Raw genomic sequence first — 21,155 nt, forward strand, 5'->3', positions numbered from 1 at the left:
GATTACAGTTGTCTTCCGATGACGTTCAGGGTTTTCAGGACAACGGCCACGCCTTTGCGTGTGTCCGGGTCGTTCAGCCGTCTGATCAAGGCCAGGACACCCGGTGGTTTCGGGGCCGCGGCGACTTCGGCGTGGGCCATGCGCACGGCATTGCTGACTGTCCAGGTGGCCGCGGTGGCGTTTTCGAACTGCTGCGCCAGTTTTTCCACCATGGCGGCGTCCAGCAGGTCGATCATGTCCGAGACCAGCGACAGCAAGTCGACAATGTTGTCCAGTCGCCCGCCGTCGATCAGCGGCTGCAATTTCGTCATCAACGCATCGAGCCCCGCCGACCTGTCGGCCGTGCCGATGGCGAGGGTTTCATCTGACAGGTTTGTCATTGTTTTTGCCTCCCTGAGCCCGTCATAGCATGCCCCGGGCAACCGCCCAGTACAGACCGCGGTTGAAGCCGTTCCTGAGCAGGCCGCCGAGTTTGGTTGGTGGGGTCGGCAGGACATCACGGGTGTAGTCGTACCACAGCGGCATGCCGGCATTGAGACCCATCTGTGCCGCGGCCTGAACTCGCCCGTCGTATACATCGACGGGACCACCAAGCCGGATCTCGGCGGCAATGTTGTTGGCAATCACCGGTGCCTGGTTATGGCACGCACCACCGGCCTTGCTCACCGGCAGATCGACGGTGTCGCCGATCACGTAGACGTTTTCCAATCTGTAGACCTGCAGGGTTTCATGATTGGTCGGTAACCAGCCTTCGTTGTTGAGCGCTTGCGATGCCCCGGACTCCAGCACCGCATCCACGGCGCGAATCGGCGGCGTTGCCATCAGGATGTCGAAGGGCTGCGCGTCGCCTTCTTCGGAGTAGGCGATTCTGCTGTCGGGATCGACGCGATCCAGGGTGAACCCACGCTGAAAGCGGATGTTTTTCTGCTCGAAAATGCTTGGCAGAACTTCTCCTGTCGGTCGTTGCAGGAACAGGCAGTTGCGCAGTAACTGGGCCGTTGTCGGGTAGGTGTAGATGATTTCCACCTTGTCCCGCACACCACGACGCCGCAAAAAATCATCAAGCATCAAGGTGGTTTCGACGGGCGCGATACCGCATTGATGGGGAACATTCGGCGTTTGCGGGAAGGACACGGTAATGAAGATCCGGCCTTTTTCGATGGCGCTCAATTTTTGCGCCAGTTGCCTGGCCGGTTCGTATTGATAGAAGTGATCTCCGGCTTCTTTCAAACCTTCGATGCGTTCCGGGGCGGGCACACAACCGGTGGCGATGACCAGAAAATCATAGGCGTAGACTTTGCCGCTGCGGGTCTTCAAGCATTGCCCGGGGAAATCAAAACGCGTCACTTCTTCAACGTTGAAGGTGATTTCCGGACGCAACAATGAGCGTTCCGGGCGTTTGAGTTCCTCCTGAAAAAACAGGTTGAACGCCACGTACATGAACGCAGGTTTGTAGAAGTGATCGGGGGAGTTGGACAGCAGGGTAATCGAGACTTCGCCGCGCAGGATTTCTGGATACAGCTTGCTGGCCAGTTGATTGGCCAGCATGGTTCCACCGACGCCGCCACCGACGATAACTATTCGCTTGCTCATACCTGACCTCCGTGGTCATGGCAGCTTCGCGTACAGCATCCGGAGATAACGGAAGAAAAAAAGGGCTCCTACTTCGGGCTGGAGAATTTAAACGCACTGATGACTGTATCTGCGGTTCCATAATTCGCCAGTTCATGGCGACCAGCGGTCAGCGCCAGCGTTTCCTGCAAGAGGGCGACGCGGGCGCCGAGCCTTACAACAAACTGATCGGATAGCTGACGATCAACCGGTTCTCGTCGAACTCGTTGTTGCTGTAGTCGCGGCGCATGGTCGAGTTGCGCCATTTGACGTTCAGGTCCTTCAGTGCGCCGCTCTGCACGGTGTAGCCCAGTTCACTTTCGCGTCCCCATTCCTTGCCGTCGGTGACGGTGCCGGTGTGCACGTTTTCGCCGCTGATGTAGCGGTTCATCAGGGTCAGGCCCGGTAGGCCGAGTGCGACGAAGTTGTAGTCGTGGCGCAGCTGCCAGGATTTTTCCTGGGCGTTGTCATAACTGGAGTTGTAGCTGTCGTTGGCCAGGGTGCCGCCGCTGGTGCCGTTGACCCGCATCCAGGCGCTGTCGCCGGTGAGTTTTTGCAGGCCGACGTAGAAGGTGTTGCCGCCGTATTTGGCGGAGAACATCCCTGACCAGGTCTTGTTGTCCAGATCACCGGCGCGGGCACTGCCGTCATCCTTGCCGTAGAAGAAACCGAGGTTGGCGCCGAGGGTCCAGTCGCCGACGGGCTGGGTGTGAATCAGGTTGACGTATTGCTGGCTGTAGATGTCCTTGAGTTCGGTGTTCCACAGACCGATTTGCGTGCGCTTTTCGTTGAACAGGTATTCGCCGCCCTGGAAGTTGAAGCGGTCGGAGGTGAACGCCGCTTTGCCGGTCATCGACAGGTCGCTCATGCTGCTGTCGTCACGCGGGCTGTTCTGGCGGAACTGACCGCCGTAGAGCGTCAGGCCATTGATTTCCTTCGACGTGATCTGGCCGCCGCGGAAGGTTTGCGGCAGTGAGCGACCGTCGTCCGAACGCAGGATCGGCAGCACCGGCATCCATTCGCCGACCTTCACTTCGGTTTGCGACAGCTTGGCCTTGAACGCCACGTTGGTGCGACCGAAGCTGTCCGCCGGGCGACCGTCGTGATCCAGCGGCAGCAGTTGCGTGCCACCCGTGCCTTTGCCTCCGTCGAGTTTCACCGAGTACAGCCCCAGCACATCCATGCCGAACCCGACGGTGCCCTGGGTGAATCCGGACTTCGCGTCGAGGATGAAACTTTGCGTCCACTCCTCAGCCTTGCCCTGCGCCTTGGTCGGGTTGGTGAAGTTGCGGTTGATGTAGAAGTTGCGCAGGTTGAGGTTGACCTTGGCACCTTCGACAAAACCTGACTCTTCGGCCGTAGCGGGCAGGGCCGCGCCGGTCAGCGCGATGGCGATCAGGCCCGGAAAGAGGTACTGCGCAGTGGAAGGGGTCATGTGCTCGGGTCTCTCTGATTCTTGGGGATGAAACGGGTTGATGCCGCAACCGCCGGGTTGCAGACAAAAGATTCGAATTCAAATGAAACGGGGCGAGATTAGCCGGGCAGGGCGGGGCGCGGGGGCATGGTGTCGAACCTGTTGTTATTGGTTTTGTGTGGCGAATGGTGCGGGGAATGAACTGGATGGTTCAATTGGTAAAAGCGGGTTTTGGGCGGTTATCGAACGTAAGATTGGTCTGGATTTTGGGTTGTCTGTGCTGGCCCCATCGCGAGCAGGCTCGCTCCCACAGGGGACTGGTGGTGTGCATGCAATTTGTGCCAGACACAAATCCACTGTGGGAGCGAGCCTGCTCGCGAAGGGGCCAGACCTGTCAACACACCTTTCTGTGACCCAACAAAAAGCCCACCAAAAGGTGGGCTTCTTATTTACAGCTTGATCAGAACAACTTCAGCTTCGGCGCTTCTTCTTTCAGCGGCTCGATTTTCGCAGTCTGCTCATTCCAGCCACCGCCCAGTGCCTTGTACAGATTCACGGCACTGGTCAGTTGCGCCAGACGGTCGGTGATCAGTGCCTGCTGGGCACTGAACAGCTGACGCTGGGCATCGAGGAAGGTCAGGTTGCTGTCGACGCCAATGCGATAACGACGCTCGGCCAGACGGTAGTAGTCCTGGTTGGCGGTGACGAAATCACGCTGGGCCTGCAACTGCTCGGTGTAGGTCTGGCGGGCGGCCAGGCCGTCGGCGACTTCCTGGAAGGCCGTTTGAATGGACTTCTCGTAGTTCGCCACGCCGATGTCTTTCTGGATTTTCGAGTAATCCAGGCTGGCGCGCAGGCTGCCGGCGTTGAAGATCGGCAGATTGATTTGCGGCTGGAACAGCCAGGTGCCGGAGCCGCCCTTGAACAGACCGGACAGGTCCGGGCTCAGGGTCCCGGCGTTGGCGGTCAGGCTGATGCTCGGGAAGAACGCTGCCCGTGCCGCGCCGATGTTGGCGTTGGCCGCTTTCAGGTTGTATTCGGCCTGAAGGATGTCCGGACGACGTTGCAGCAAGTCCGACGGCAGGCCGGGCGGTACGTCACTCAGCAGGTCGTCAGACAGCGGCTTGGCTTCTTGCAGATTGGCCGGGATGCCGGTGCCGAGCAGCAGCACCAGGCTGTTTTCATCCTGGGCGACCTGACGCGTATAACGGGCCAGTTGTGCGCGGGCGTTTTCCACCGAGGTACGCGACTGCGCCAGATCCAGGGCGGAAGCCACACCCACTTCGTTGCTGCGCGCAGTGAGCTTGTAGCTCTCCTCGAACGCTCCGAGAGTGTCTTGAGTCAGCTTGCGCAGCTCTTTGTCGGCCTGCCAGGTCAGGTAGGCATTCGCCACGCTGGCCACCAGGCTGATCTGCGTGCTGCGACGGCCTTCTTCCGTGGCGAAGTATTTCTGCAGGGCTTCTTCGCTCAGGCTGCGTACCCGACCGAACAGGTCGAGTTCATAAGCGCTGATGCCAACGGTAGCGGAGTAGGAACTGGTGATGCCCGCTTGGCCCGTCTGCGAAGCATCCGCCGGAACCCGCTGACGGGTGCCGGTGCCATTGGCCGACACGGCCGGGTACAGGTCCGCACGCTGGATGCGGTACTGCGCCGCGAACGCGTCGATGTTCAGCGCCGCGACACGCAGGTCACGGTTGTTTTCCAGGGCGACCTGGATCATCTGTTGCAATGCCGGGTCATGGAAAAACTGCTTCCAGCCCTGTTCGGCGGCGGCCTGTGCAGGCGCCTGGGTCGGCGAATACGCGGGGCCTTGCGGGTATTGCGCTGCCACCGGTGCTTCAGGCTGCTGATAATCGGGTATCAGCGAGCAGCCGCTCAGCACGAAGGCCGCAACGGCGATGGAGAGTAGCGACTTGCTCATTGGCCAGCCTCTTTAGAAGGTTCAATAGCGTCGTCCTGATCGGCGATTTTACGCTGACCCATGGCCGACACGGTGACAAAGAACAGCGGGACCCAGAAGATCGCCAGTACGGTGGCGGTGATCATACCGCCAATTACCACAGTACCGATGGCGTGTTGGCTGCCCGAGCCGGCGCCGGTGGAAATGGCCAGAGGCACCACGCCGAGAATGAACGCCAGGGAGGTCATGATGATCGGCCGCAAACGCATGCGACAAGCCTCAATCGCAGCCTCCTGCAAGCTCTTGCCCTGTTCATGCAGATCCTTGGCGAACTCGACGATCAGAATGGCGTTTTTCGCCGCCAGCCCGATGGTGGTCAACAGACCCACGAGGAAGTACACGTCGTTGGACAGCCCCCGCAGGCTGGTGGCCATCAGCGCACCGATAATCCCCAGTGGCACCACGAGCACGACCGCAATCGGAATCGACCAGCTTTCATACAGCGCCGCCAGGCACAGGAACACCATCAGGATCGACAGCGCGAACAGCGCCGGCGCCTGGGAGCCCGCCAGTCGTTCTTCATACGACAGACCGGTCCAGGAAATACCGACACCGGCCGGCAGTTTCTGGGCAAGCGCCTCGACTTCGGCCATGGCTTCACCGGTGGAATAACCCGGAGCCGGGGCGCCGAGGATTTCCATCGCTTCTACGCCGTTGTAACGCGACAGTTTCGGCGCACCGTAAATCCACTCGCCCTTGGCGAAAGCCGAGAACGGGACCATGGTGCCGGCGCTGTTACGTACGTACCATTTCTTGACGTCTTCAGGGCTCATGCGCGCGCCCGGCTGGCCTTGCACGTAAACCTTCTTCACCCGACCACGGTCGACGAAGTCGTTGACGTAGCTACTGCCCAGGGCAATCGACAGAGTGCTGTTAATGTCGGTGAGGGTCACACCGAGGGCGCTGGCTTTCTCATCGTCGATTTCCAGCTGGTATTGCGGTTCGTCGTTCAGCCCGTTCGGACGGACCTGCGACAGCACCTTGCTTTGCGCCGCCATGCCGAGGAACTGGTTGCGCGCTTCCATCAGCTTGTCGTGACCGATACCGGCGCGGTCCTGGAGGAACACGTCAAAACCGGTGGCGTTACCCAGTTCCAGTACCGCCGGTGGCGCGAACGCAAACACCATCGCATCACGGAACGTGAAGAAGTGCTGTTGGGCACGGGCCGCGAGTTTGAACACGCTGTTGTCGGCGTTACGTTCTTCCCACGGTCTGAGCATGATGAACGCCATACCCGAGCTCTGGCCACGGCCGGCGAAGTTGAAGCCGGTCACGGTAAACACCGAGGCAACCGCGTCGCCTTCACCGCCGTCCTTGCTCGGACGCAGCAGGAACTCACGCATTTCGTCCACGACCACTTGCGTGCGCTGGGCACTGGAACCGGCCGGCGTCTGCACTTGGGCGAACAGTACGCCCTGGTCTTCTTCTGGAAGGAACGAGGACGGGATCCGCATGAACAGCCAGATCATGCCGATGAAGATGATCACGTAGACCAGCAGGTACGGCACCTTGTTGCGGAGAATATTGCCAACGCCGCGCTCGTAGCTTTTCACGCTACGGTCGAAGTTGCGGTTGAACCAGCCAAAGAAGCCGCGTTTCGGAACGCCGTGCTCGCCCTTGGGAATGGCCTTGAGCATGGTGGCGCAGAGTGCCGGGGTGAAGATCAGCGCGACCAGTACCGACAGGGCCATGGCCGAGACGATGGTGATCGAGAACTGCTTATAGATCACACCAGTGGAACCGCCAAAGAACGCCATCGGCAACAGTACCGCCGACAGAACCAGAGCAATACCGACCAGCGCGCCCTGGATCTGCCCCATGGATTTCTTGGTGGCTTCCTTGGGTGACAAGCCTTCTTCGCTCATGACCCGTTCGACGTTTTCCACCACGACGATGGCGTCGTCCACCAGCAGGCCGATGGCCAACACCATGCCGAACATGGTCAGGGTGTTGATGCTGAAACCGAATGCCGCGAGGATGCCGAACGTACCCAGCAATACCACCGGCACAGTCATCGTGGTGATGACGGTGGCGCGGAAGTTTTGCAGGAACAGGAACATCACCAGGAACACCAGCACGATCGCTTCGACCAGGGTTTCAACCACACCCTTGATCGACTCGGTCACCACCGGCGTGGTGTCATACGGGAACACCACTTCCATCCCTTGCGGGAAGAACGGCTTGAGGCTCTCGATAGTTTTGCGCAGGGCTTTTGCGGTGTCGAGGGCGTTGGCGCCGGTGGCCAGTTTCACTGCCAGACCGGACGCCGGGCTGCCGTTGAACTGGGCACTGACCGAGTAGTTTTCACCGCCCAGACCGACGTCCGCCACATCGCCGACACGCACTTGCGAGCCGTCCTTGTTGACCTTCAACAGGATCGCCTTGAACTGCTCGGCGGTTTGCAGACGGGTCTTGCCGATGATCGTCGCATTCAACTGCTGACCGGCCACTGCAGGCAAGCCACCGAGCTGACCCGAGGAAATCTGCACGTTCTGCGCAGCGATGGCGGTTTTCACGTCGCCGGGGGTCAGGTTGAAGTTGTTCAACTTGGCCGGGTCGAGCCAGATCCGCATCGCGTACTGGGCACCGAAGACCTGGAAGTCACCGACACCGGCGGTCCGCGAGATCGGGTCCTGCATGTTCGACACGATGTAGTTGGCCAGGTCGTCCTTGGTCATGCTGCCGTCGCGCGAGACCACGCCGATCACCATCAGGAAGTTCTTCACTGCCTTGGTGACGCGGATACCCTGTTGCTGCACTTCTTGCGGCAGCAGCGGGGTGGCCAGGTTCAGCTTGTTCTGGACCTGAACCTGAGCGGTATCGGAGTTGGTGCCTTGTTCGAACGTCGCGGTAATGGTCATGCTGCCGTCGGAGTTACTTTCCGAGGCGACATAACGCAGGTTATCGATACCGTTGAGCTGTTGCTCGATCACCTGCACCACGGTGTCCTGCACGGTTTGTGCGGACGCACCCGGGTAGGTCACCTGGATCGCAATGGCCGGAGGCGCAATGCTCGGGTATTGGTTGATCGGGAGTTTGAGGATCGATAGAGCCCCGACCAGCATGATCACCAGGGCAATTACCCAGGCGAAAATCGGACGGTCGATAAAAAATTTCGACATGGTTTACTCCCCTTTGCCGCTGGAAGCCTTGTTAGCTGCCTGTGCGGGGGCCGGGTTCTTTGCGCCAACGTTAGTCGCCTCAGTGGCCTTGACTTCAATGCCAGGTTTGACGAATTGCAGTCCTTCGGTGATCAGGCGATCGCCGGCCTTCAGGCCGTCTTCGATCAGCCATTGGCTGCCGACAGTGCGGCTGGCCTTGAGCTGACGCAGCTGGACCTTGTTGTCCGGACCGACGACCAGCGCGGTCGGGGTGCCTTTGAGGTCGCGGGTCACGCCTTGTTGCGGTGCCAGAATGGCGGCGGCGTTGACACCGGCCTGAAGCTGGGCGTGAACGAACATGCCGGGCAGCAGGGTTTGATCCGGGTTCGGGAACACCGCACGCAAGGTCACGGAGCCGGTAGTCTGGTCAACCGAGACTTCGGAGAACTCGAGCTTGCCGTCCAGCTTGTACTGGCTGCCGTCTTCGAGGGTCAGCTTGACCGCCGCCGAGTTGTCGCCAGATTTTTGCAGACGACCGCTTTCCAGTTCGCGGCGCAGTTCAAGCAGCTCCACGGAAGACTGGGTGACGTCGACGTAGATCGGATCAAGTTGCTGGATCACCGCCATGGCGTCGACCTGGCCACTGGTGACCAGTGCGCCTTCGGTGACGCTGGAACGGCCGATACGACCGGAGAGCGGAGCGTAGACCTTGGTGTAGCGCACATTGATCTGGGCGCTTTGCATCGCGGCTTCCGATTGCAGGCGGTTGGCCAGGGCGGTGTCGTATTCCTGACGGCTCACGGCCTGTTCGTTGACCAGTTGCTTGTAGCGATCGGAAATCGATTTGGTCTGTTGCAGATTGGCTTCGGCGCTTTTCAGCGTGGCTTCATAAACCGCCGGATCGATCTGATACAGCTGCTGGCCGGCCTTGACGTCGCCGCCTTCCTTGAACAGACGCTTGAGAATGATGCCGTTGACCTGAGGGCGAACTTCGGCGATGCGATAGGCGCTGGTGCGACCCGGCAGCTCGGACGTCAGGGTGAAGGCTTGCGGTTGCAGGGTGACAACGCCGACCTGAGGCGGTGGAGGGGCCGGTGGCGCCTCTTCCTTTTTACATCCGCTGAGCAGCGTTGCGAGGGCGACGGCAGCGACCAGAGCGGTAACAGCTGGCTTGAATTGCATGAAAATCCTCGGGTCAGGCGCGCAAATTGCGCACAAGAAATGTGTAAGGGTAAAAAATGTGCGCTGGGTGGATAAGTAGCTTGCTAAGGAATATACTTACGTTCATGGTTGTTTGTAAATACCTTGGCTGCGTACCCACTCCGTTACATAAGCCGTTTCAAAAGTTCGGATTGTAGGCCGGGGACGACGCCCAAGAGCGTTCACCCCACTTTTGTTCAGCGGATGTTCAGGCATCGCTGAAGCACCCTGATTGAGGTTGTACCGACATGGTCCGTCGTACCAAAGAGGAAGCTCAGGAAACCCGTAGCCAGATTCTCGAAGCGGCAGAGAAAGCCTTTTACGAACGGGGCGTAGCGCGCACCACGCTGGCGGATATCGCGACCCTGGCCGGCGTGACGCGCGGGGCTATCTACTGGCATTTCAGTAACAAGGCGGATCTGGTGCAGGCCATGCTCGATACGTTGCATGAGCCGCTGGATGAAATGGCCAAGGCCAGTGAAAGCGAAGATGAACTCGACCCACTGGGTTGCATGCGCAAGCTGCTGATTCATTTGTTTCATCAAGTTGCCCTGGACCCGAAAACCCGACGCATCAATGAGATTTTGTTTCATAAGTGCGAATTCACCGATGAAATGTGCGATCTGCGCCAGCAGCGCCGGGAAGTCAGCCTTGATTGCAATGTGCGTATCGGCCTCGCGCTGAGTAATGCGGTGAATCGGGGACAAATGCCCGAGGACCTCGACACGGCCCGCGCGGCTATCAGCCTGCACGCCTACATCGATGGCATGCTGTATCAGTGGCTATTGGCGCCCGACAGTTTTCAACTGCACACCGAAGCCGAGCGTTGGGTCGATACCGGGTTGGATATGCTGCGCCTGAGCCCCAGCCTGCGCAAATGAAACAAAATGCGAAATTGGATCCGTTTCCGTCAATAGACGCGGGCGAAGATCATCTCTTCGCCCGCGTTGTCGTGATGGGATGCTTTTATATACGCACGCGCTCCGGGATGACAGGTAGCGAGCTACGTATTTTGTAGGAATTTTGTGTCGCAGTTGTGAAAAGGTGAGAGCGATCCCGAATGCTCGCTGCTTCAGCCCAGCGTGATTTCCACCTCGAAGCTGAAAGGCTCATTCTCTCCCATGCTCGTGATGTTGGTTGAGCAATTGATTTTGGATGAGCCAATGGAGGTGACGGTGTTTTTTACCGTGGCACTGTGTCTTGGCGAAAAAGCGCCGAAGGATTTGTTCATTATCATGCCGAGATCAAAACGAACCCCGACGTTCTGATCGATAAAATCAACAAACTGATTGAACATAATTTTATTTTTGGGCCAAGGGTAACCGTACGTATAGGCGAAATCGGATTTGAATGCTGTCTTTGTGTGAGGGGGAAGCTGGAATGACTGGCGCTCTGATAGGTGCAAAGGCAGGCTGGTTTGTGCGATTTTAAAAGTGTGCGGCGTGTTATTAATGAGTTTGACGATCACGCGAGTGGTTTTTGCGCTTCTATCTTGATTTCGCCACAGCTCGATTCTCTGGTTCAGAGCGCGCTCTGACTCAATCACTTCAAGAAAGTTGATTAACTCTACCTTGGCGATCCCGATCAACTCATCCAGTGCTTGCTGATTCTCTTCGCTGAATAGCAGCGGCGTCAGGTTGTAAAGTGCACCAATGGATGTGTAATTGAAGAACGATAGTAGATCTTCGTACTTGTTACTGGTTTCTTGGATGTCGTTCATATCGATTCCTTTCGATCAAATAAGTGGTTTTACGGTGGATTGCGGCTCAGCGATCCATGATGACGGCAAGCATGCTGTAGTTGTAGGGATAGCTGTCGCTCGTAGCTTCAAGAAAGGACTGGCTGAAAATCGGGACTTCCCCAATGGACAGGGCATGGTGTTCCCAGAAAAACTCAATTTTGGGTGGGCGATGATTCAGGCGTTTTTGATGAGTGTATTGAAAAGCCGTTTTTATATGCACGGTCTGACTGTAGTTGGTGTATATGGCCTGGGTGCTGAAAATGGTTTTTCTAATGCCGTGTTCGATGTTAATGCTTTGGGGTAACTGTGGATTGCCCTCGATCGTTATAAGTTGAGTGCAAAGTGGCATGATCCTGGAGGGGAATGCTGATGGAGTATCATCCAGGCTGACATCGTCCCGCCAGTAGATCGAGTCTGTGAAATTTCTGAGTGTCAGTGTGAAAATAAGTTTGTTGTCCGGTTGTGCTTGCATGTTGGATTACTTGTAAGTTGTGTGGAATGCTGAAGGTAAGCTCGCTCTAAGTTTTGGTGCAATGCAGATGTTGTTTCATTAGTTGAACGTTTGCCGATATAAAAAAGCCCCAGGTATTTCTACCTGGGGCTTTTTTACATAGGCGGAGGTTACATCACTGGATAGTCGATATAACCCACCGGACCTTTAGCGTAAAACAATTCCGGGCGCGCATCGTTCAGCGGCGCATCGGCCTTCAAGCGTGCCGGCAGGTCCGGGTTGGCAATGAACGGCACGCCGAAGGCGACCGCATCGGCCTTGCCGCTGGCCAGCCAGGCGTTGGCGCTGTCCTTGGTGAAGCGTTCGTTGGCGATGTACGGGCCGCCGAAGGCTTCTTTCAATTGTGGGCCGAGGCTGTCGCCGGCTTCTTTTTCGCGCGAGCAGATAAACGCGATGCCACGTTTGCCCAGTTCACGGGCGACGTAGGTGAAGGTCTCGGCCAGGTTGTCGTCGCCCATGTCATGGGAGTCGGCGCGCGGAGCCAGGTGTACACCGACGCGGCCAGCGCCCCAGACTTCGATCGCCGCGTCAGTCACTTCCAGCAACAGGCGCGCACGGTTTTCCAGGGAGCCGCCGTAGTTGTCGGTGCGCTGGTTGGTGCTGCTTTGCAGGAACTGGTCGAGCAGGTAACCGTTGGCGCCGTGGATTTCCACGCCGTCGAAACCGGCCGCCTTGGCGTTTTCTGCACCGGTGCGATAGGCGTCGACGATGTCGGCGATTTCAGCGATTTCCAGAGCACGCGGCGTTGGGTAGTCGGCCAGTGGGCGAACCAGGCTGACGTGACCTTTTGGCTGGATGGCGCTCGGTGCGACCGGCGCTTCACCGTTCAGGTACGACTCGTGGGACACCCGGCCAACGTGCCACAGCTGCAGGAAGATCTTGCCGCCCGCGCCGTGGATCGCTTTGGTCACGTTGGCCCAGCCACGCACCTGGTCGTTGGACCAGATACCCGGGGTGTCCGGGTAGCCGACGCCCATCGGCGTGACCGAGGTGGCTTCGCTGAGGATCAGGCCGGCCGAGGCACGTTGTACGTAGTATTCGGCCATCAGCGCGTTCGGCACACGGCCTTCGTCGGCGCGGCAGCGGGTCAGCGGTGCCATGATGATGCGGTTGGCGAGCTCGATGTCGCCCAGTTTGATCGGATCGAAAATAGTCGTCATGAAATGCACCCTCGTGAGGTATCAGTGAGTCAGTTGGTAGCAGGGGCCAGTTCGGGATTACCGCTCTGACGGAAAGTAATCAGGGTCACCAGCAGGGCGAGTACCGCCAGTGCGGCGGCCGCGAGTGGCACGCTGGTCAGGCCGTAGCCGTGGGCGATGACGCTGCCGCCGACCCAGGCGCCGAGTGCGTTGCCGACGTTGAACGCGCCGATGTTCAGGGTCGACACCAGGTTCGGTGCAGCCTTGCCGTAGGTCACCACGTTCACTTGCAGGGCAGGCACGGCGGCGAAGCACGCGGTGGCCCAGAGGAACAGGGTGATTTCGGTCGGGATCAGTGCAACGCTGGTCCAGGTCAGCACGGTGGAGACCACCGCCATGCTGATGAACACGCCGATCAGCGTCGCCGCCAGGCCTTTGTCAGCCATTTTGCCGCCGATGATGTTGCCGACGGTCAGGCCCAGGCCGATGAGCATCAGGGTCCAGGTCACGCCGCGTGGCGAGACGCCGGTCACCTCGCCCAGCAGCGGCGCGACATAGGTGAACAGGGTGAAGACCGATGCCGCGAACAATGCCGTCATGCTCAACGACAGCCAGATGCCGGCGCCTTTGAGAGCACGCAGTTCGGCGCGCATGTCGAGTTTTTCTTCGTCGCGCTTGGCTGGCAGGAAGCGGATCAGGCCGATCAGGGCAATCACACCGATCACGGTCACGGCCCAGAAGGTCGAGCGCCAGCCGGCTTGTTGACCGAGCGCGGTGCCCAGTGGCACGCCGAGGACGTTGGCCAGGGTCAGGCCGGTGAACATCAGGGCCACGGCCGAAGCGCGTTTGTTCGCCGGAACCAGGCCTGCCGCTACCACCGAACCGATGCCGAAGAAGGCGCCGTGGCAGAGGGCAGTCACCACCCGGGCAAACATCAGCACGTTGTAGTCACTGGCCACTGCACACAGCAGATTGCCGATGATGAATATGCCCATTAACGCCACCAGTGCGGCCTTGCGTGGCAACTTCGCGGTGGCCAGTGCCATGAACGGCGCACCGATGGCCACGCCGAGGGCGTAACCGGTCACCAGCCAGCCGGCGCCGGGGATCGACACGCCGAGGTCGGCCGCCACTTCGGGCAGCAGGCCCATGATGACGAACTCGGTGGTGCCGATGGCGAAGGCGCTCAAGGCCAGAATGAGGAGCGAGAGGGGCATTGTTTAATTCCTTGTCGGAGCGCTGAGCTCCTTGACGATGGCGTCGAGGAACGCCTGGATCACGTCCTCGTTGCGTTTGAAGAAGTGCCATTGACCGGCTTTCTGGCTGCTGATCAGACCCGCCCGTTGCAAGGTCGCCAAATGCGCCGACACGGTCGACTGCGACAGGCCGCAGCGTTGATCGATCTGCCCGGCGCAAATGCCGTACTCGTGGTTGTGGATCTGTTCCGGGAACTGAACCTTGGGGTCTTTCAGCCAGGTGAGAATGTCTCGGCGTACTGGGTGTGCCAGGGCTTTTATTATTTCGTCGAGGTCGATGGTCATGGGATTGGGCTCGTGATGAGTAAAACGCTATATCGCGATGAGGCGAACTTTAAATCGGTACTTCGCGATATACCAATATGATTTTGATCTGACGATCGTGTAAATCGGTATATCGAGTTATAACGATATGATGGTGTAAAGAGGAGTATCCGCAGTGCTAAGCTGCGCGACATGAACTATCTCGCACATCTTCACCTCGGTGGCCAGCGTCCCGGTCAATTGCTCGGCAGTCTGTATGGCGATTTCGTCAAGGGGCGGCTGCAAGGGCAGTTCGACCCGGAGATCGAGGCGGCCATCCAGTTGCATCGCAGCATCGACGTGTTTACCGACCGCCATCCGTTGGTGGATGTGGCGCTGTCGCGATTTTCCCTGACCCGCCGGCGTTACGCCGGGATCGTGCTGGATGTGTTTTTCGACCATTGCCTGGCGCGTGACTGGACGCTGTACGCGGATCTGCCGTTGGAGCAGTTCACTTCGGATGTGTACCGGGTGCTGTCCGCCGAGCGGCAATTGCCGGAGCGGTTGGCAAGGATTGCGCCGCACATGGTGGCGAATGACTGGTTGGGTTCTTACCGGGAGTTCGACGTGCTGGAGCAGGTTTTGCGGGGGATTTCGCGGCGGTTGACCAAGCCTGAGGAGTTGGCGGCGGCGATGCAGGAGTTGCGGATGTTGTATGAGCCGTTGAGCGAGGACTTCAGATTGTTCTACCCGCAACTTCAGCTTTTTGCGCAGAACCATCCAACAACATAGATCCCTTGTGGGAGCGAGCCTGCTCGTGAATGCGGTGTATCAGTCGACATCTACGTTGGATGACAGACCGCATTCACGAGCAGGCTCGCTCCCACAGGGGATGTGTGTTTAAGCGGCTATGGCGGGACGCATCGGAACTCGCGGTGTTTCCGGAATCGTCCCAAACAATGCCTTCTGCACCGCCTGCTGCGCTTCAAACGCCAGCGCCGCACGCTCGCGACCTTCGCAAGCAATCGGCTTGAGCAGATGAACCTCCACCTCACCCCGATCATTGGCAAACAGGCGCATCAGGTGCGAGAGCAGATCATCATCGCCAATGAACGGCGCCAGCGAATCCACTTCGCCTTCGCGCAGATAACGAATCGCCACCGGTTGCAGCTTCACCTGCGAATCAATCGCCGCTGACAGCAGCCGACCATGAAAGGTGCGCAACGAGCGGCCATCGGTGGTGGTGCCTTCCGGAAACATCAGCAGCGGATGGGCGTGTTCCAGATGACGGGTCATCTGCTTGCGGATCAACTGGCTGTCGCCTGAGCCGCGACGGATAAACAGACTGCCAGCCTTGGCCGCCAACCAGCCCGCTACCGGCCAGGTGCGCACTTCGGCCTTGGACAGGAACGACATTGGCGTGAGCATGCCCAGCAACGGGATGTCGGTCCAGGACACGTGGTTGCTGACCCAGAGCATCGACTCCTTCGGCAATTCACCATGCACGGTCACGCGAAAGGGCAGGGCATTCGCCAGACGCGCCATGAAGAAACGCGACCAGCGCTGACGGCGGACCATCGAATGGGCGATGCCCAAACGTTCGAACAGCCCGAAGACGCTGGCCATGCTCAAGCCCAGCGCAACCACCACCAACACTCGCGCAATCCGCGCGTACACCCGCAAGCGGCTCATTACACAGCCGCCTTGAAGTGCTTGGCGTAACGCGGGCAGAGTTCGTCGCGCTTGAGCAGGATGAACACGTCGGCCACCTGGAAATCTTCGTCCCAGCACGGCTCGCCGCAGATCTTCGCACCAAGGCGCATGTAGGCCTTGAGCAGCGGCGGCATCTCCGCGATGACGTTGGAGGGGATATCTAAAACAGGCAGCGGTTTTTTCGGCTCGGCACGCAGGTGTTCGGTGCACAGATAACGTTCGCGCAGACGTTGCATGATCGCGTGGGCCTGAATGCCGCCGTCCTGCATCGGGATGCTCGCGCAACCCATCAAATAGCTGTAGCCGCCCTGGTTCAGGACTTCGGCCAGTTCACCCCAGAGCACGGCGATGGTGCCGCCATTGCGGTAGGCCGGGTCGACGCAGGTGCGGCCGATTTCGAGGATCGGACCTTTGAGGTGAACCAGACCGTGGAGGCTGAATTCTTCTTCGCTGTAAAACTTGCCCAGGCTGCTGGCGGCCGTGTGGTCGAGCAAGCGAGTGGTCGCCACCAGGCGCCCGGTGTTCAAGTCGCGCACGCCGATGTGAGCGCAGTGAACATCATAATCATCCATGTCCAGACCCAGCTCCGCGCCTTTCAGCTTGGCGTTGAATTCGCCGCTGAACACGTTGAAGCGCAAGGCCTGGGCTTCCTGCAAAGCCTCGGCGCCCACCAGGCGTTCGGCTTGCAGGCGGCGTTCATTGCCGGTGTCGCTGATGCGGGCGATCTGAGTCATGGCGAATCTCCGTGCGGGCTGCTCACCCGTCTTTGGGTTACAGCGGATCGACTTTCTTTATCCAGCCTTGTTGTGCAAAGTCAGGCTATGTAGCCCCGGTGTCATCGCCATGAAGCTTTGGTGATGCTTATATGACAGCCCACGAGGAACCTCTTATGCCCTGGCAAACCCTGTTGAAACGTCGTGATCGCTTGCCCGTCAACCCGGACCTGGCAGAGGGTTTCGCGACCTTGTTACAGCAATTGGGCACGGTCACGCCGTTTGAATTGGCGGTGGTCGGTGGACGCCTGATGGCGACACCGGGGCTGGCTTTTCTGGTGGGGTATCAGGCGGCGTTGCGCATGCTCTGGCCGAGTGCGCCGCCTAGCCTCGGCGCGTTGTGCGCGACCGAACAGCGCAGCCTGCGGGTGGCGGACATGCAGACACGTCTGACCGACCTGCGCCTGAGCGGACGCAAGGATTTCGTCACCGCCGGCGATGCCGCGGACTGGCTGTTGATCGCCGCCCGCAGTGAAGAACCGGGCGACGATCCGCGCCTGAGCCTGGCCGTGGTCTATCCCGGCGAACCGGGTGTCCGGGTGGAAAAACTCCCGGCGATCCCGCTGATGCCGGACATCAGCCACGGTCGGTTGTTGCTGGAAAACGCGCTGTGCGAATTGCTGGCGGGGGATGGCTGGGACGCGTACGTCAAACCGTTCCGCACCCTCGAAGACATCTATGTGCTGAGCGCCATGACGGCGTGGTTGTATGGGGTGGGTCAGGACAGTGACTGGCCGCAGAGCTTGTCATTGCGTTTGCTGGCGCTGTTGGCCGGGTGTGCGGAAGTCAGTCGGCAGGCGCCGAACAACCCGGCCGGGCATGTGCTGCTGGGCGGGTTGTTTGCGCAGTTTGACGGGTTGAAGGTTGAGGTGAATCAGGCATTGGCCGATGGACCGCCGGAGTGGGCGGCGATGTGGCAGCGGGATCAGTCGGTGATGGATCTGGCGTCGGGGGCCAGGGGTAAGCGGTTGGCCAAGGCACTTGCCGGATCTTCACTGAATTGACCGGCCTCATCGCGAGCAGGCTCGCTCCAACAGGGGAATGCATTTCAAAACGTGGGAGCGAGCCTGCTCGCGAATACGGCCTTGGCCCCACAGCTAAGCTCCGTCCCGGAGCCGGAGTAGATAGTCCGAGATCTGCCCCGTGCTCAAGTCGCGAAACTTCCCGCGAAGTATTTCGTTCAATGCCTCTGATGTCAGGCCAAGCTTTTGCGCAGCCTCAGCCTGACTCAGCAAACCTGATTCCAGGAGAATGCCAATCTTCATGACGTATTCAGATTTGGCTCGCATTTCACTAGAATCGGGATTGCCCAGCGCTTGATAAACGCAGCTGTCGCTTCCGTCGATTTCATTCATTTGCCGACACCTCACTCAAACATCGCAAAATCAGCCCGCCTCACCGCATCCGATACAGACCCTTTCACACTCATCCCCCGCCCCGGCGCAAACCCCGGAAAGAACACCAACCCCTCCGATTCAAACCGATACGCCAACGCCAACCGGTTTTCATCCGCCACATCACGCTTCGCCTCAAATCGCTCAATCGCATCGACCGAAACGCCAGACTCCCGAGACAACTCATCAACACTCCAACCCAACATCGCCCGGGCCTGGGCGCAATGGGCGGGGGTGAATTGGAATAGGGCGATACGTTCCAGGGTGATTTTCATCGCATAAGAGGCCATGGTGTTCTCCGGGCTCAAGAGTGCTGATCCAAAATGTACTGTGTTTTTGTACAGTTGTTTTGCGTCCGGATCAAACTCATTTTTATTTCGACCCATCCAACCAGACGGACGGTGCCTGACCCAGTACACGGCGAAACATCGTCGAAAATGCCGCCGGACTGTCGTACCCGAAATCCAAAGCAATCCGCGTCACCGGCTCACCCACTGTCAACCGCGCGAGGGCCAACACCACACAGGCGCGCTGCCGCCATTGACTGAAACTCAGATCGGTCTGTTGGCGAAACAGGCGGTTGAACGTGCGCAAACTGATGTGCAACTGATCCGCCCATTGCTGTGGCGACTGATGAGCATCGGGGCGCTGCAAAAAGCCTTGGCACAACGCGAGCAAACGCGCATCGACAGGCAGCGGAATGTGCAATGGCAGGTGAGCACTGCGCGCCAGTTCATGCAGCAGCAAATCAATCAACACCCCGTCGCGCCCCGCCTGGTTATACGCCAACGGAATCTCCACCGCTTCCATCAGCAAATGCCGCATCAACGGCGAAACACTGATCACCTGACAACGATCCCCCAAATCGACCGCCAGCGGTTCGATGTACAAACTCCGCGTACTCACCCCCAGCATCAACACCTCATGCGCCATCCCCGCCGGAATCCACACCGCCCGTTGCGGCGGCACCACCCAGTTGCCGTCATGCGTGCTGACCTGCATCACCCCGGTAGCGCCGTACAACAACTGTGCCCGTCGGTGTGTATGACGGGGCAACACTTGACCGTAGGAATAATCCGTACCGATCGCCACCACCGACCGTGGCGTGTCATCCAGCAAATTAATCGAAACATTGCGCATCAAGCGGCTTCCAGCAGTTGGCGTAAACGCAAACATTATTGGCTGACTTACTGAGGCAGGCCAAGTCGCATCGCTCTATCGTCGACCCTCTCAACCAACGGACGACGCGCAATGTTCTATCTCTTGCTGACACTCTTCGGCTGCATGACCGGCGTCACCGCCGTTCTGTTCGGCTTCGGCGGCGGGTTTGTCGTGGTGCCATTGCTGTACCGCATGCTCGTGGCCGGCCATGGTGCAGACAACCCGATTGGCCAATCGGCGATGCACATTGCGGTGGCTACCTCGACCTGCGTGATGATCGTCAACGCGCTGGTCGCCACTGGAAAACATCGTCGTGCCGGTAATCTGATTCGCCATTATCTGTGGCCGCTGGGTGGGTTTATCGGGTTGGGGGCTGTGGGCGGCGCAGTCGCGGCGATATGGGTGAGTGGTGAGGTGATTCGGTATGCGTTCATTGCGTACCTGGGCGTGACCATTGTGGATTGCCTGTTCCGACGCGGATTTCTTACGCATACCAGTAACGGAATCCCACGGCGATTGGCGAGGGCGGAAGTGTCGGGTGGCGGTGTAGGAATCGGCGCCATCGCGACGTTTCTCGGCGTCGGCGGCAGTGTCATGACCGTGCCGTTGTTGCGCCGTTGCGGGTTGAGCATGTCGCAGGCGACGTCCATGGCCAATCCGCTAAGCTTGCCCGTGGCGCTGGCCGGGACGGTGACTTACATGTCGATGGCGGGGTTCACTGAGTCTGATCTGGGCGTGTGGTTTGTTGGTTACGTAGATCTGCTGGCATTTGCCGTTTTGACGATGGGGTCGTTGGCGGGCATTCGACTGGCCACGCCTTGGATCGGACGGATACCGGATCGAATCCATGCACGGGTGTACATCGGTTTGCTGGTAGTGGTGATGATCAGCATGTGTCTGAATTGAACGCCGTCACATCGCCTCCAACCCCGGCGCTTCACGAATAATGAAGTGATCCAGGTTCTCGATATTTGCACTGAACACCCCGAACGTCTGCTCGGGGTTTTTCTTGCTCGGCACCTGCTTCAACTCCGGCGTCACGCCATAAAAGAAACAAAACAACTCCGTCTCACTGTCGATGGCGTGCTTGATCTCCTCCAGAAACGCTTTGCGCTTGCGGTAGTTCTCGATCAACTTCTTGCTCAAGTAAACGTTGACCGAATAAGGTTTCTTCTTCGCCTCATCCGCTTGCTTGAACCAGACCTTCTGCTCGAAATCGATGCGAAAGCTCTGGGTGTAATCCTTGATCTCCTTGATCTTGCCCCAGTAAATCAGCCCCTTGTTGTCCGTCAGGTATTCGATCTTCTTGAAGAATGACCCATAAGGCGCCGTGTGCTCGCCAATCTTCAGCGGCATGCGCTTAAGCAGGTCCTTGTCCTCGAAGTTCGACACGAAACACTCCACCGGGTGGGCGAAGATGCTGGTCTTGTCTGGCGCTGACTCGCGGGTTGGATGCTCGACGTTACTGACTGTTGAAGGTGTTCGCGGCTCATCCCGCGTGACGTCTGCAGCCACAGCCGGGCTCGACGGCTTACGCACATACTGACGCCGAGTCAGTAACAACTCCGACGGAAAATGCTCCTCGCGGCTGTCATCCGCTTCCGCACCGTCCGCGTCCACACCTGACGGCGGCGTCTTGAGACTGACATAAGGACAATCCGCGACATGCCGGGTACTGGGCGTGTTCTTGAAGTGCGGGGTGCGAACGTAATTCACGTTCTTGGCGTTGAACGTCGTCAACACATTCAACCCATCGAACGCCAACCGACAGGCATCGTTGGGGCACTGGAAGTGCTCCTTGGCGGAATCGAAATCCATGGTCTCGTCGAAATTCAAATCCCGCACGTCATAGATCGACAGCTTGTCGTCGAGGCTGAGGCAGTAGGCGAGGTCGAATTTCATGGTGGATTCAGTTGTCGGGGAAGAAGCGAGTATTAA

General features: G+C 58.8%; 21 protein-coding genes. 5 read left to right on the plus strand and 16 right to left on the minus strand.

The features are described from left to right. Positions 1-2: 2 nt before the first annotated feature. From ACA066_RS06515 to emhA, 6 genes are all read right to left on the minus strand, one after another. Positions 3-380 (minus strand): DUF1641 domain-containing protein, encoded by a 378-nt coding sequence (locus tag ACA066_RS06515; RefSeq protein WP_497698569.1) that lies wholly within the window; start codon positions 378-380, stop codon positions 3-5. Between the two features lie 22 nt (positions 381-402). Next, positions 403-1,593, minus strand: coding sequence for an NAD(P)/FAD-dependent oxidoreductase (locus tag ACA066_RS06520; protein ID WP_497698570.1), 1,191 nt, complete (start codon positions 1,591-1,593; stop codon positions 403-405). Between the two features lie 193 nt (positions 1,594-1,786). Then, complete coding sequence (locus ACA066_RS06525; RefSeq protein WP_497698571.1) at positions 1,787-3,046, minus strand: OprD family porin; 1,260 nt, start codon at positions 3,044-3,046, stop codon at positions 1,787-1,789. Between the two features lie 439 nt (positions 3,047-3,485). After that, positions 3,486-4,946 (minus strand): efflux RND transporter outer membrane subunit EmhC, encoded by a 1,461-nt coding sequence (gene emhC / locus ACA066_RS06530; RefSeq protein WP_497698572.1) that lies wholly within the window; start codon positions 4,944-4,946, stop codon positions 3,486-3,488. Continuing rightward, positions 4,943-8,107, minus strand: coding sequence for an efflux RND transporter permease subunit EmhB (emhB, locus tag ACA066_RS06535; RefSeq protein ID WP_497698573.1), 3,165 nt, complete (start codon positions 8,105-8,107; stop codon positions 4,943-4,945). The genes emhC and emhB overlap by 4 nt, the downstream gene beginning before the upstream one ends. Positions 8,108-8,110: 3 nt before the next feature. Continuing rightward, positions 8,111-9,268, minus strand: a complete 1,158-nt coding sequence (gene emhA, locus ACA066_RS06540) for an efflux RND transporter periplasmic adaptor subunit EmhA (RefSeq protein WP_497698574.1) — start codon at positions 9,266-9,268, stop codon at positions 8,111-8,113. A 266-nt stretch (positions 9,269-9,534) separates the two neighbouring features. On the opposite strand from emhA, the gene emhR reads away from it, so the two are divergent. Continuing rightward, positions 9,535-10,167: an efflux system transcriptional repressor EmhR gene (gene emhR, locus ACA066_RS06545; protein ID WP_497698575.1), complete on the plus strand. Its 633-nt coding sequence runs from the start codon at positions 9,535-9,537 to the stop codon at positions 10,165-10,167. Between the two features lie 191 nt (positions 10,168-10,358). On the opposite strand, the gene ACA066_RS06550 is transcribed toward emhR, so the two are convergent. Next, entirely contained in the window at positions 10,359-11,006 is a 648-nt protein-coding gene (locus tag ACA066_RS06550; RefSeq protein ID WP_497698576.1) for a hypothetical protein, read from the minus strand. On the opposite strand from ACA066_RS06550, the gene ACA066_RS06555 reads away from it, so the two are divergent. After that, on the plus strand, positions 10,996-11,331 hold the full coding sequence (locus ACA066_RS06555; RefSeq protein ID WP_497698577.1) for a hypothetical protein: 336 nt from the start codon (positions 10,996-10,998) through the stop codon (positions 11,329-11,331). The two genes, ACA066_RS06550 and ACA066_RS06555, sit on opposite strands and share 11 nt — an antisense overlap. Before the next feature lie 317 nt (positions 11,332-11,648). On the opposite strand, the gene ACA066_RS06560 is transcribed toward ACA066_RS06555, so the two are convergent. The 3 genes from ACA066_RS06560 to ACA066_RS06570 are packed head-to-tail and all read right to left on the minus strand — an operon-like array spanning position 11,649 to position 14,218. Next, positions 11,649-12,698 (minus strand): alkene reductase, encoded by a 1,050-nt coding sequence (locus tag ACA066_RS06560; RefSeq protein ID WP_497698578.1) that lies wholly within the window; start codon positions 12,696-12,698, stop codon positions 11,649-11,651. A gap of 29 nt (positions 12,699-12,727) precedes the next feature. Beyond that, positions 12,728-13,894, minus strand: a complete 1,167-nt coding sequence (locus ACA066_RS06565; RefSeq protein ID WP_497698579.1) for an MFS transporter — start codon at positions 13,892-13,894, stop codon at positions 12,728-12,730. 3 nt (positions 13,895-13,897) lie between these two features. Further along, complete coding sequence (locus ACA066_RS06570; protein WP_497698580.1) at positions 13,898-14,218, minus strand: ArsR/SmtB family transcription factor; 321 nt, start codon at positions 14,216-14,218, stop codon at positions 13,898-13,900. Positions 14,219-14,389: 171 nt separating this feature from the next. Between ACA066_RS06570 and ACA066_RS06575 the strand changes: the two genes are divergently transcribed. Then, a complete protein-coding gene (locus tag ACA066_RS06575; protein ID WP_497698581.1) occupies positions 14,390-14,968 on the plus strand; it encodes an acyl carrier protein phosphodiesterase in 579 nt (192 codons plus the stop codon). A 108-nt stretch (positions 14,969-15,076) separates the two neighbouring features. Here ACA066_RS06575 and ACA066_RS06580 read toward each other — a convergent pair whose 3' ends face one another. After that, the gene (locus ACA066_RS06580; protein ID WP_497698582.1) at positions 15,077-15,868 is read right to left on the minus strand and encodes a lysophospholipid acyltransferase family protein; all 792 of its coding nucleotides are present in this window, start codon (positions 15,866-15,868) and stop codon (positions 15,077-15,079) included. After that, positions 15,868-16,623: an L-ornithine N(alpha)-acyltransferase gene (gene olsB, locus ACA066_RS06585; RefSeq protein ID WP_208671639.1), complete on the minus strand. Its 756-nt coding sequence runs from the start codon at positions 16,621-16,623 to the stop codon at positions 15,868-15,870. Before olsB ends, ACA066_RS06580 begins: the two co-directional genes overlap by 1 nt. Positions 16,624-16,778: 155 nt before the next feature. On the opposite strand from olsB, the gene ACA066_RS06590 reads away from it, so the two are divergent. Next, positions 16,779-17,666 carry an acyl-CoA dehydrogenase gene (locus ACA066_RS06590; RefSeq protein ID WP_497698583.1) on the plus strand — a complete coding sequence of 296 codons (888 nt, stop codon included), beginning with the start codon at positions 16,779-16,781 and terminating at the stop codon, positions 17,664-17,666. A 93-nt stretch (positions 17,667-17,759) separates the two neighbouring features. On the opposite strand, the gene ACA066_RS06595 is transcribed toward ACA066_RS06590, so the two are convergent. From ACA066_RS06595 to ACA066_RS06605, 3 genes are all read right to left on the minus strand, one after another. After that, positions 17,760-18,017 carry an XRE family transcriptional regulator gene (locus ACA066_RS06595; protein ID WP_497698584.1) on the minus strand — a complete coding sequence of 86 codons (258 nt, stop codon included), beginning with the start codon at positions 18,015-18,017 and terminating at the stop codon, positions 17,760-17,762. 11 nt (positions 18,018-18,028) lie between these two features. Next, the gene (locus tag ACA066_RS06600) at positions 18,029-18,346 is read right to left on the minus strand and encodes a helix-turn-helix domain-containing protein (RefSeq protein WP_497698585.1); all 318 of its coding nucleotides are present in this window, start codon (positions 18,344-18,346) and stop codon (positions 18,029-18,031) included. An 82-nt stretch (positions 18,347-18,428) separates the two neighbouring features. Beyond that, the gene (locus tag ACA066_RS06605; protein WP_497698586.1) at positions 18,429-19,196 is read right to left on the minus strand and encodes an AraC family transcriptional regulator; all 768 of its coding nucleotides are present in this window, start codon (positions 19,194-19,196) and stop codon (positions 18,429-18,431) included. 111 nt (positions 19,197-19,307) lie between these two features. Between ACA066_RS06605 and ACA066_RS06610 the strand changes: the two genes are divergently transcribed. Beyond that, positions 19,308-20,123 carry a sulfite exporter TauE/SafE family protein gene (locus tag ACA066_RS06610; protein WP_497698587.1) on the plus strand — a complete coding sequence of 272 codons (816 nt, stop codon included), beginning with the start codon at positions 19,308-19,310 and terminating at the stop codon, positions 20,121-20,123. Positions 20,124-20,129: 6 nt separating this feature from the next. On the opposite strand, the gene ACA066_RS06615 is transcribed toward ACA066_RS06610, so the two are convergent. Continuing rightward, positions 20,130-21,119 carry a hypothetical protein gene (locus ACA066_RS06615; protein WP_497698588.1) on the minus strand — a complete coding sequence of 330 codons (990 nt, stop codon included), beginning with the start codon at positions 21,117-21,119 and terminating at the stop codon, positions 20,130-20,132. Positions 21,120-21,155 lie beyond the last annotated feature (36 nt).

Source organism: Pseudomonas sp. LBUM1651 (assembly GCF_059716135.1).

Coding starts and splice junctions, on each gene's coding strand:
- ACA066_RS06515 (WP_497698569.1), bottom strand. CDS start 380: ATGACAAACCTGTCAGATGAAACCCTCGCCATCGGCACGGCCGACAGG.
- ACA066_RS06520 (WP_497698570.1), bottom strand. CDS start 1,593: ATGAGCAAGCGAATAGTTATCGTCGGTGGCGGCGTCGGTGGAACCATG.
- ACA066_RS06525 (WP_497698571.1), bottom strand. CDS start 3,046: ATGACCCCTTCCACTGCGCAGTACCTCTTTCCGGGCCTGATCGCCATC.
- emhC (WP_497698572.1), bottom strand. CDS start 4,946: ATGAGCAAGTCGCTACTCTCCATCGCCGTTGCGGCCTTCGTGCTGAGC.
- emhB (WP_497698573.1), bottom strand. CDS start 8,107: ATGTCGAAATTTTTTATCGACCGTCCGATTTTCGCCTGGGTAATTGCC.
- emhA (WP_497698574.1), bottom strand. CDS start 9,268: ATGCAATTCAAGCCAGCTGTTACCGCTCTGGTCGCTGCCGTCGCCCTC.
- emhR (WP_497698575.1), top strand. CDS start 9,535: ATGGTCCGTCGTACCAAAGAGGAAGCTCAGGAAACCCGTAGCCAGATT.
- ACA066_RS06555 (WP_497698577.1), top strand. CDS start 10,996: ATGTCGTTCATATCGATTCCTTTCGATCAAATAAGTGGTTTTACGGTG.
- ACA066_RS06550 (WP_497698576.1), bottom strand. CDS start 11,006: ATGAACGACATCCAAGAAACCAGTAACAAGTACGAAGATCTACTATCG.
- ACA066_RS06560 (WP_497698578.1), bottom strand. CDS start 12,698: ATGACGACTATTTTCGATCCGATCAAACTGGGCGACATCGAGCTCGCC.
- ACA066_RS06565 (WP_497698579.1), bottom strand. CDS start 13,894: ATGCCCCTCTCGCTCCTCATTCTGGCCTTGAGCGCCTTCGCCATCGGC.
- ACA066_RS06570 (WP_497698580.1), bottom strand. CDS start 14,218: ATGACCATCGACCTCGACGAAATAATAAAAGCCCTGGCACACCCAGTA.
- ACA066_RS06575 (WP_497698581.1), top strand. CDS start 14,390: ATGAACTATCTCGCACATCTTCACCTCGGTGGCCAGCGTCCCGGTCAA.
- ACA066_RS06580 (WP_497698582.1), bottom strand. CDS start 15,868: ATGAGCCGCTTGCGGGTGTACGCGCGGATTGCGCGAGTGTTGGTGGTG.
- olsB (WP_208671639.1), bottom strand. CDS start 16,623: ATGACTCAGATCGCCCGCATCAGCGACACCGGCAATGAACGCCGCCTG.
- ACA066_RS06590 (WP_497698583.1), top strand. CDS start 16,779: ATGCCCTGGCAAACCCTGTTGAAACGTCGTGATCGCTTGCCCGTCAAC.
- ACA066_RS06595 (WP_497698584.1), bottom strand. CDS start 18,017: ATGAATGAAATCGACGGAAGCGACAGCTGCGTTTATCAAGCGCTGGGC.
- ACA066_RS06600 (WP_497698585.1), bottom strand. CDS start 18,346: ATGGCCTCTTATGCGATGAAAATCACCCTGGAACGTATCGCCCTATTC.
- ACA066_RS06605 (WP_497698586.1), bottom strand. CDS start 19,196: ATGCGCAATGTTTCGATTAATTTGCTGGATGACACGCCACGGTCGGTG.
- ACA066_RS06610 (WP_497698587.1), top strand. CDS start 19,308: ATGTTCTATCTCTTGCTGACACTCTTCGGCTGCATGACCGGCGTCACC.
- ACA066_RS06615 (WP_497698588.1), bottom strand. CDS start 21,119: ATGAAATTCGACCTCGCCTACTGCCTCAGCCTCGACGACAAGCTGTCG.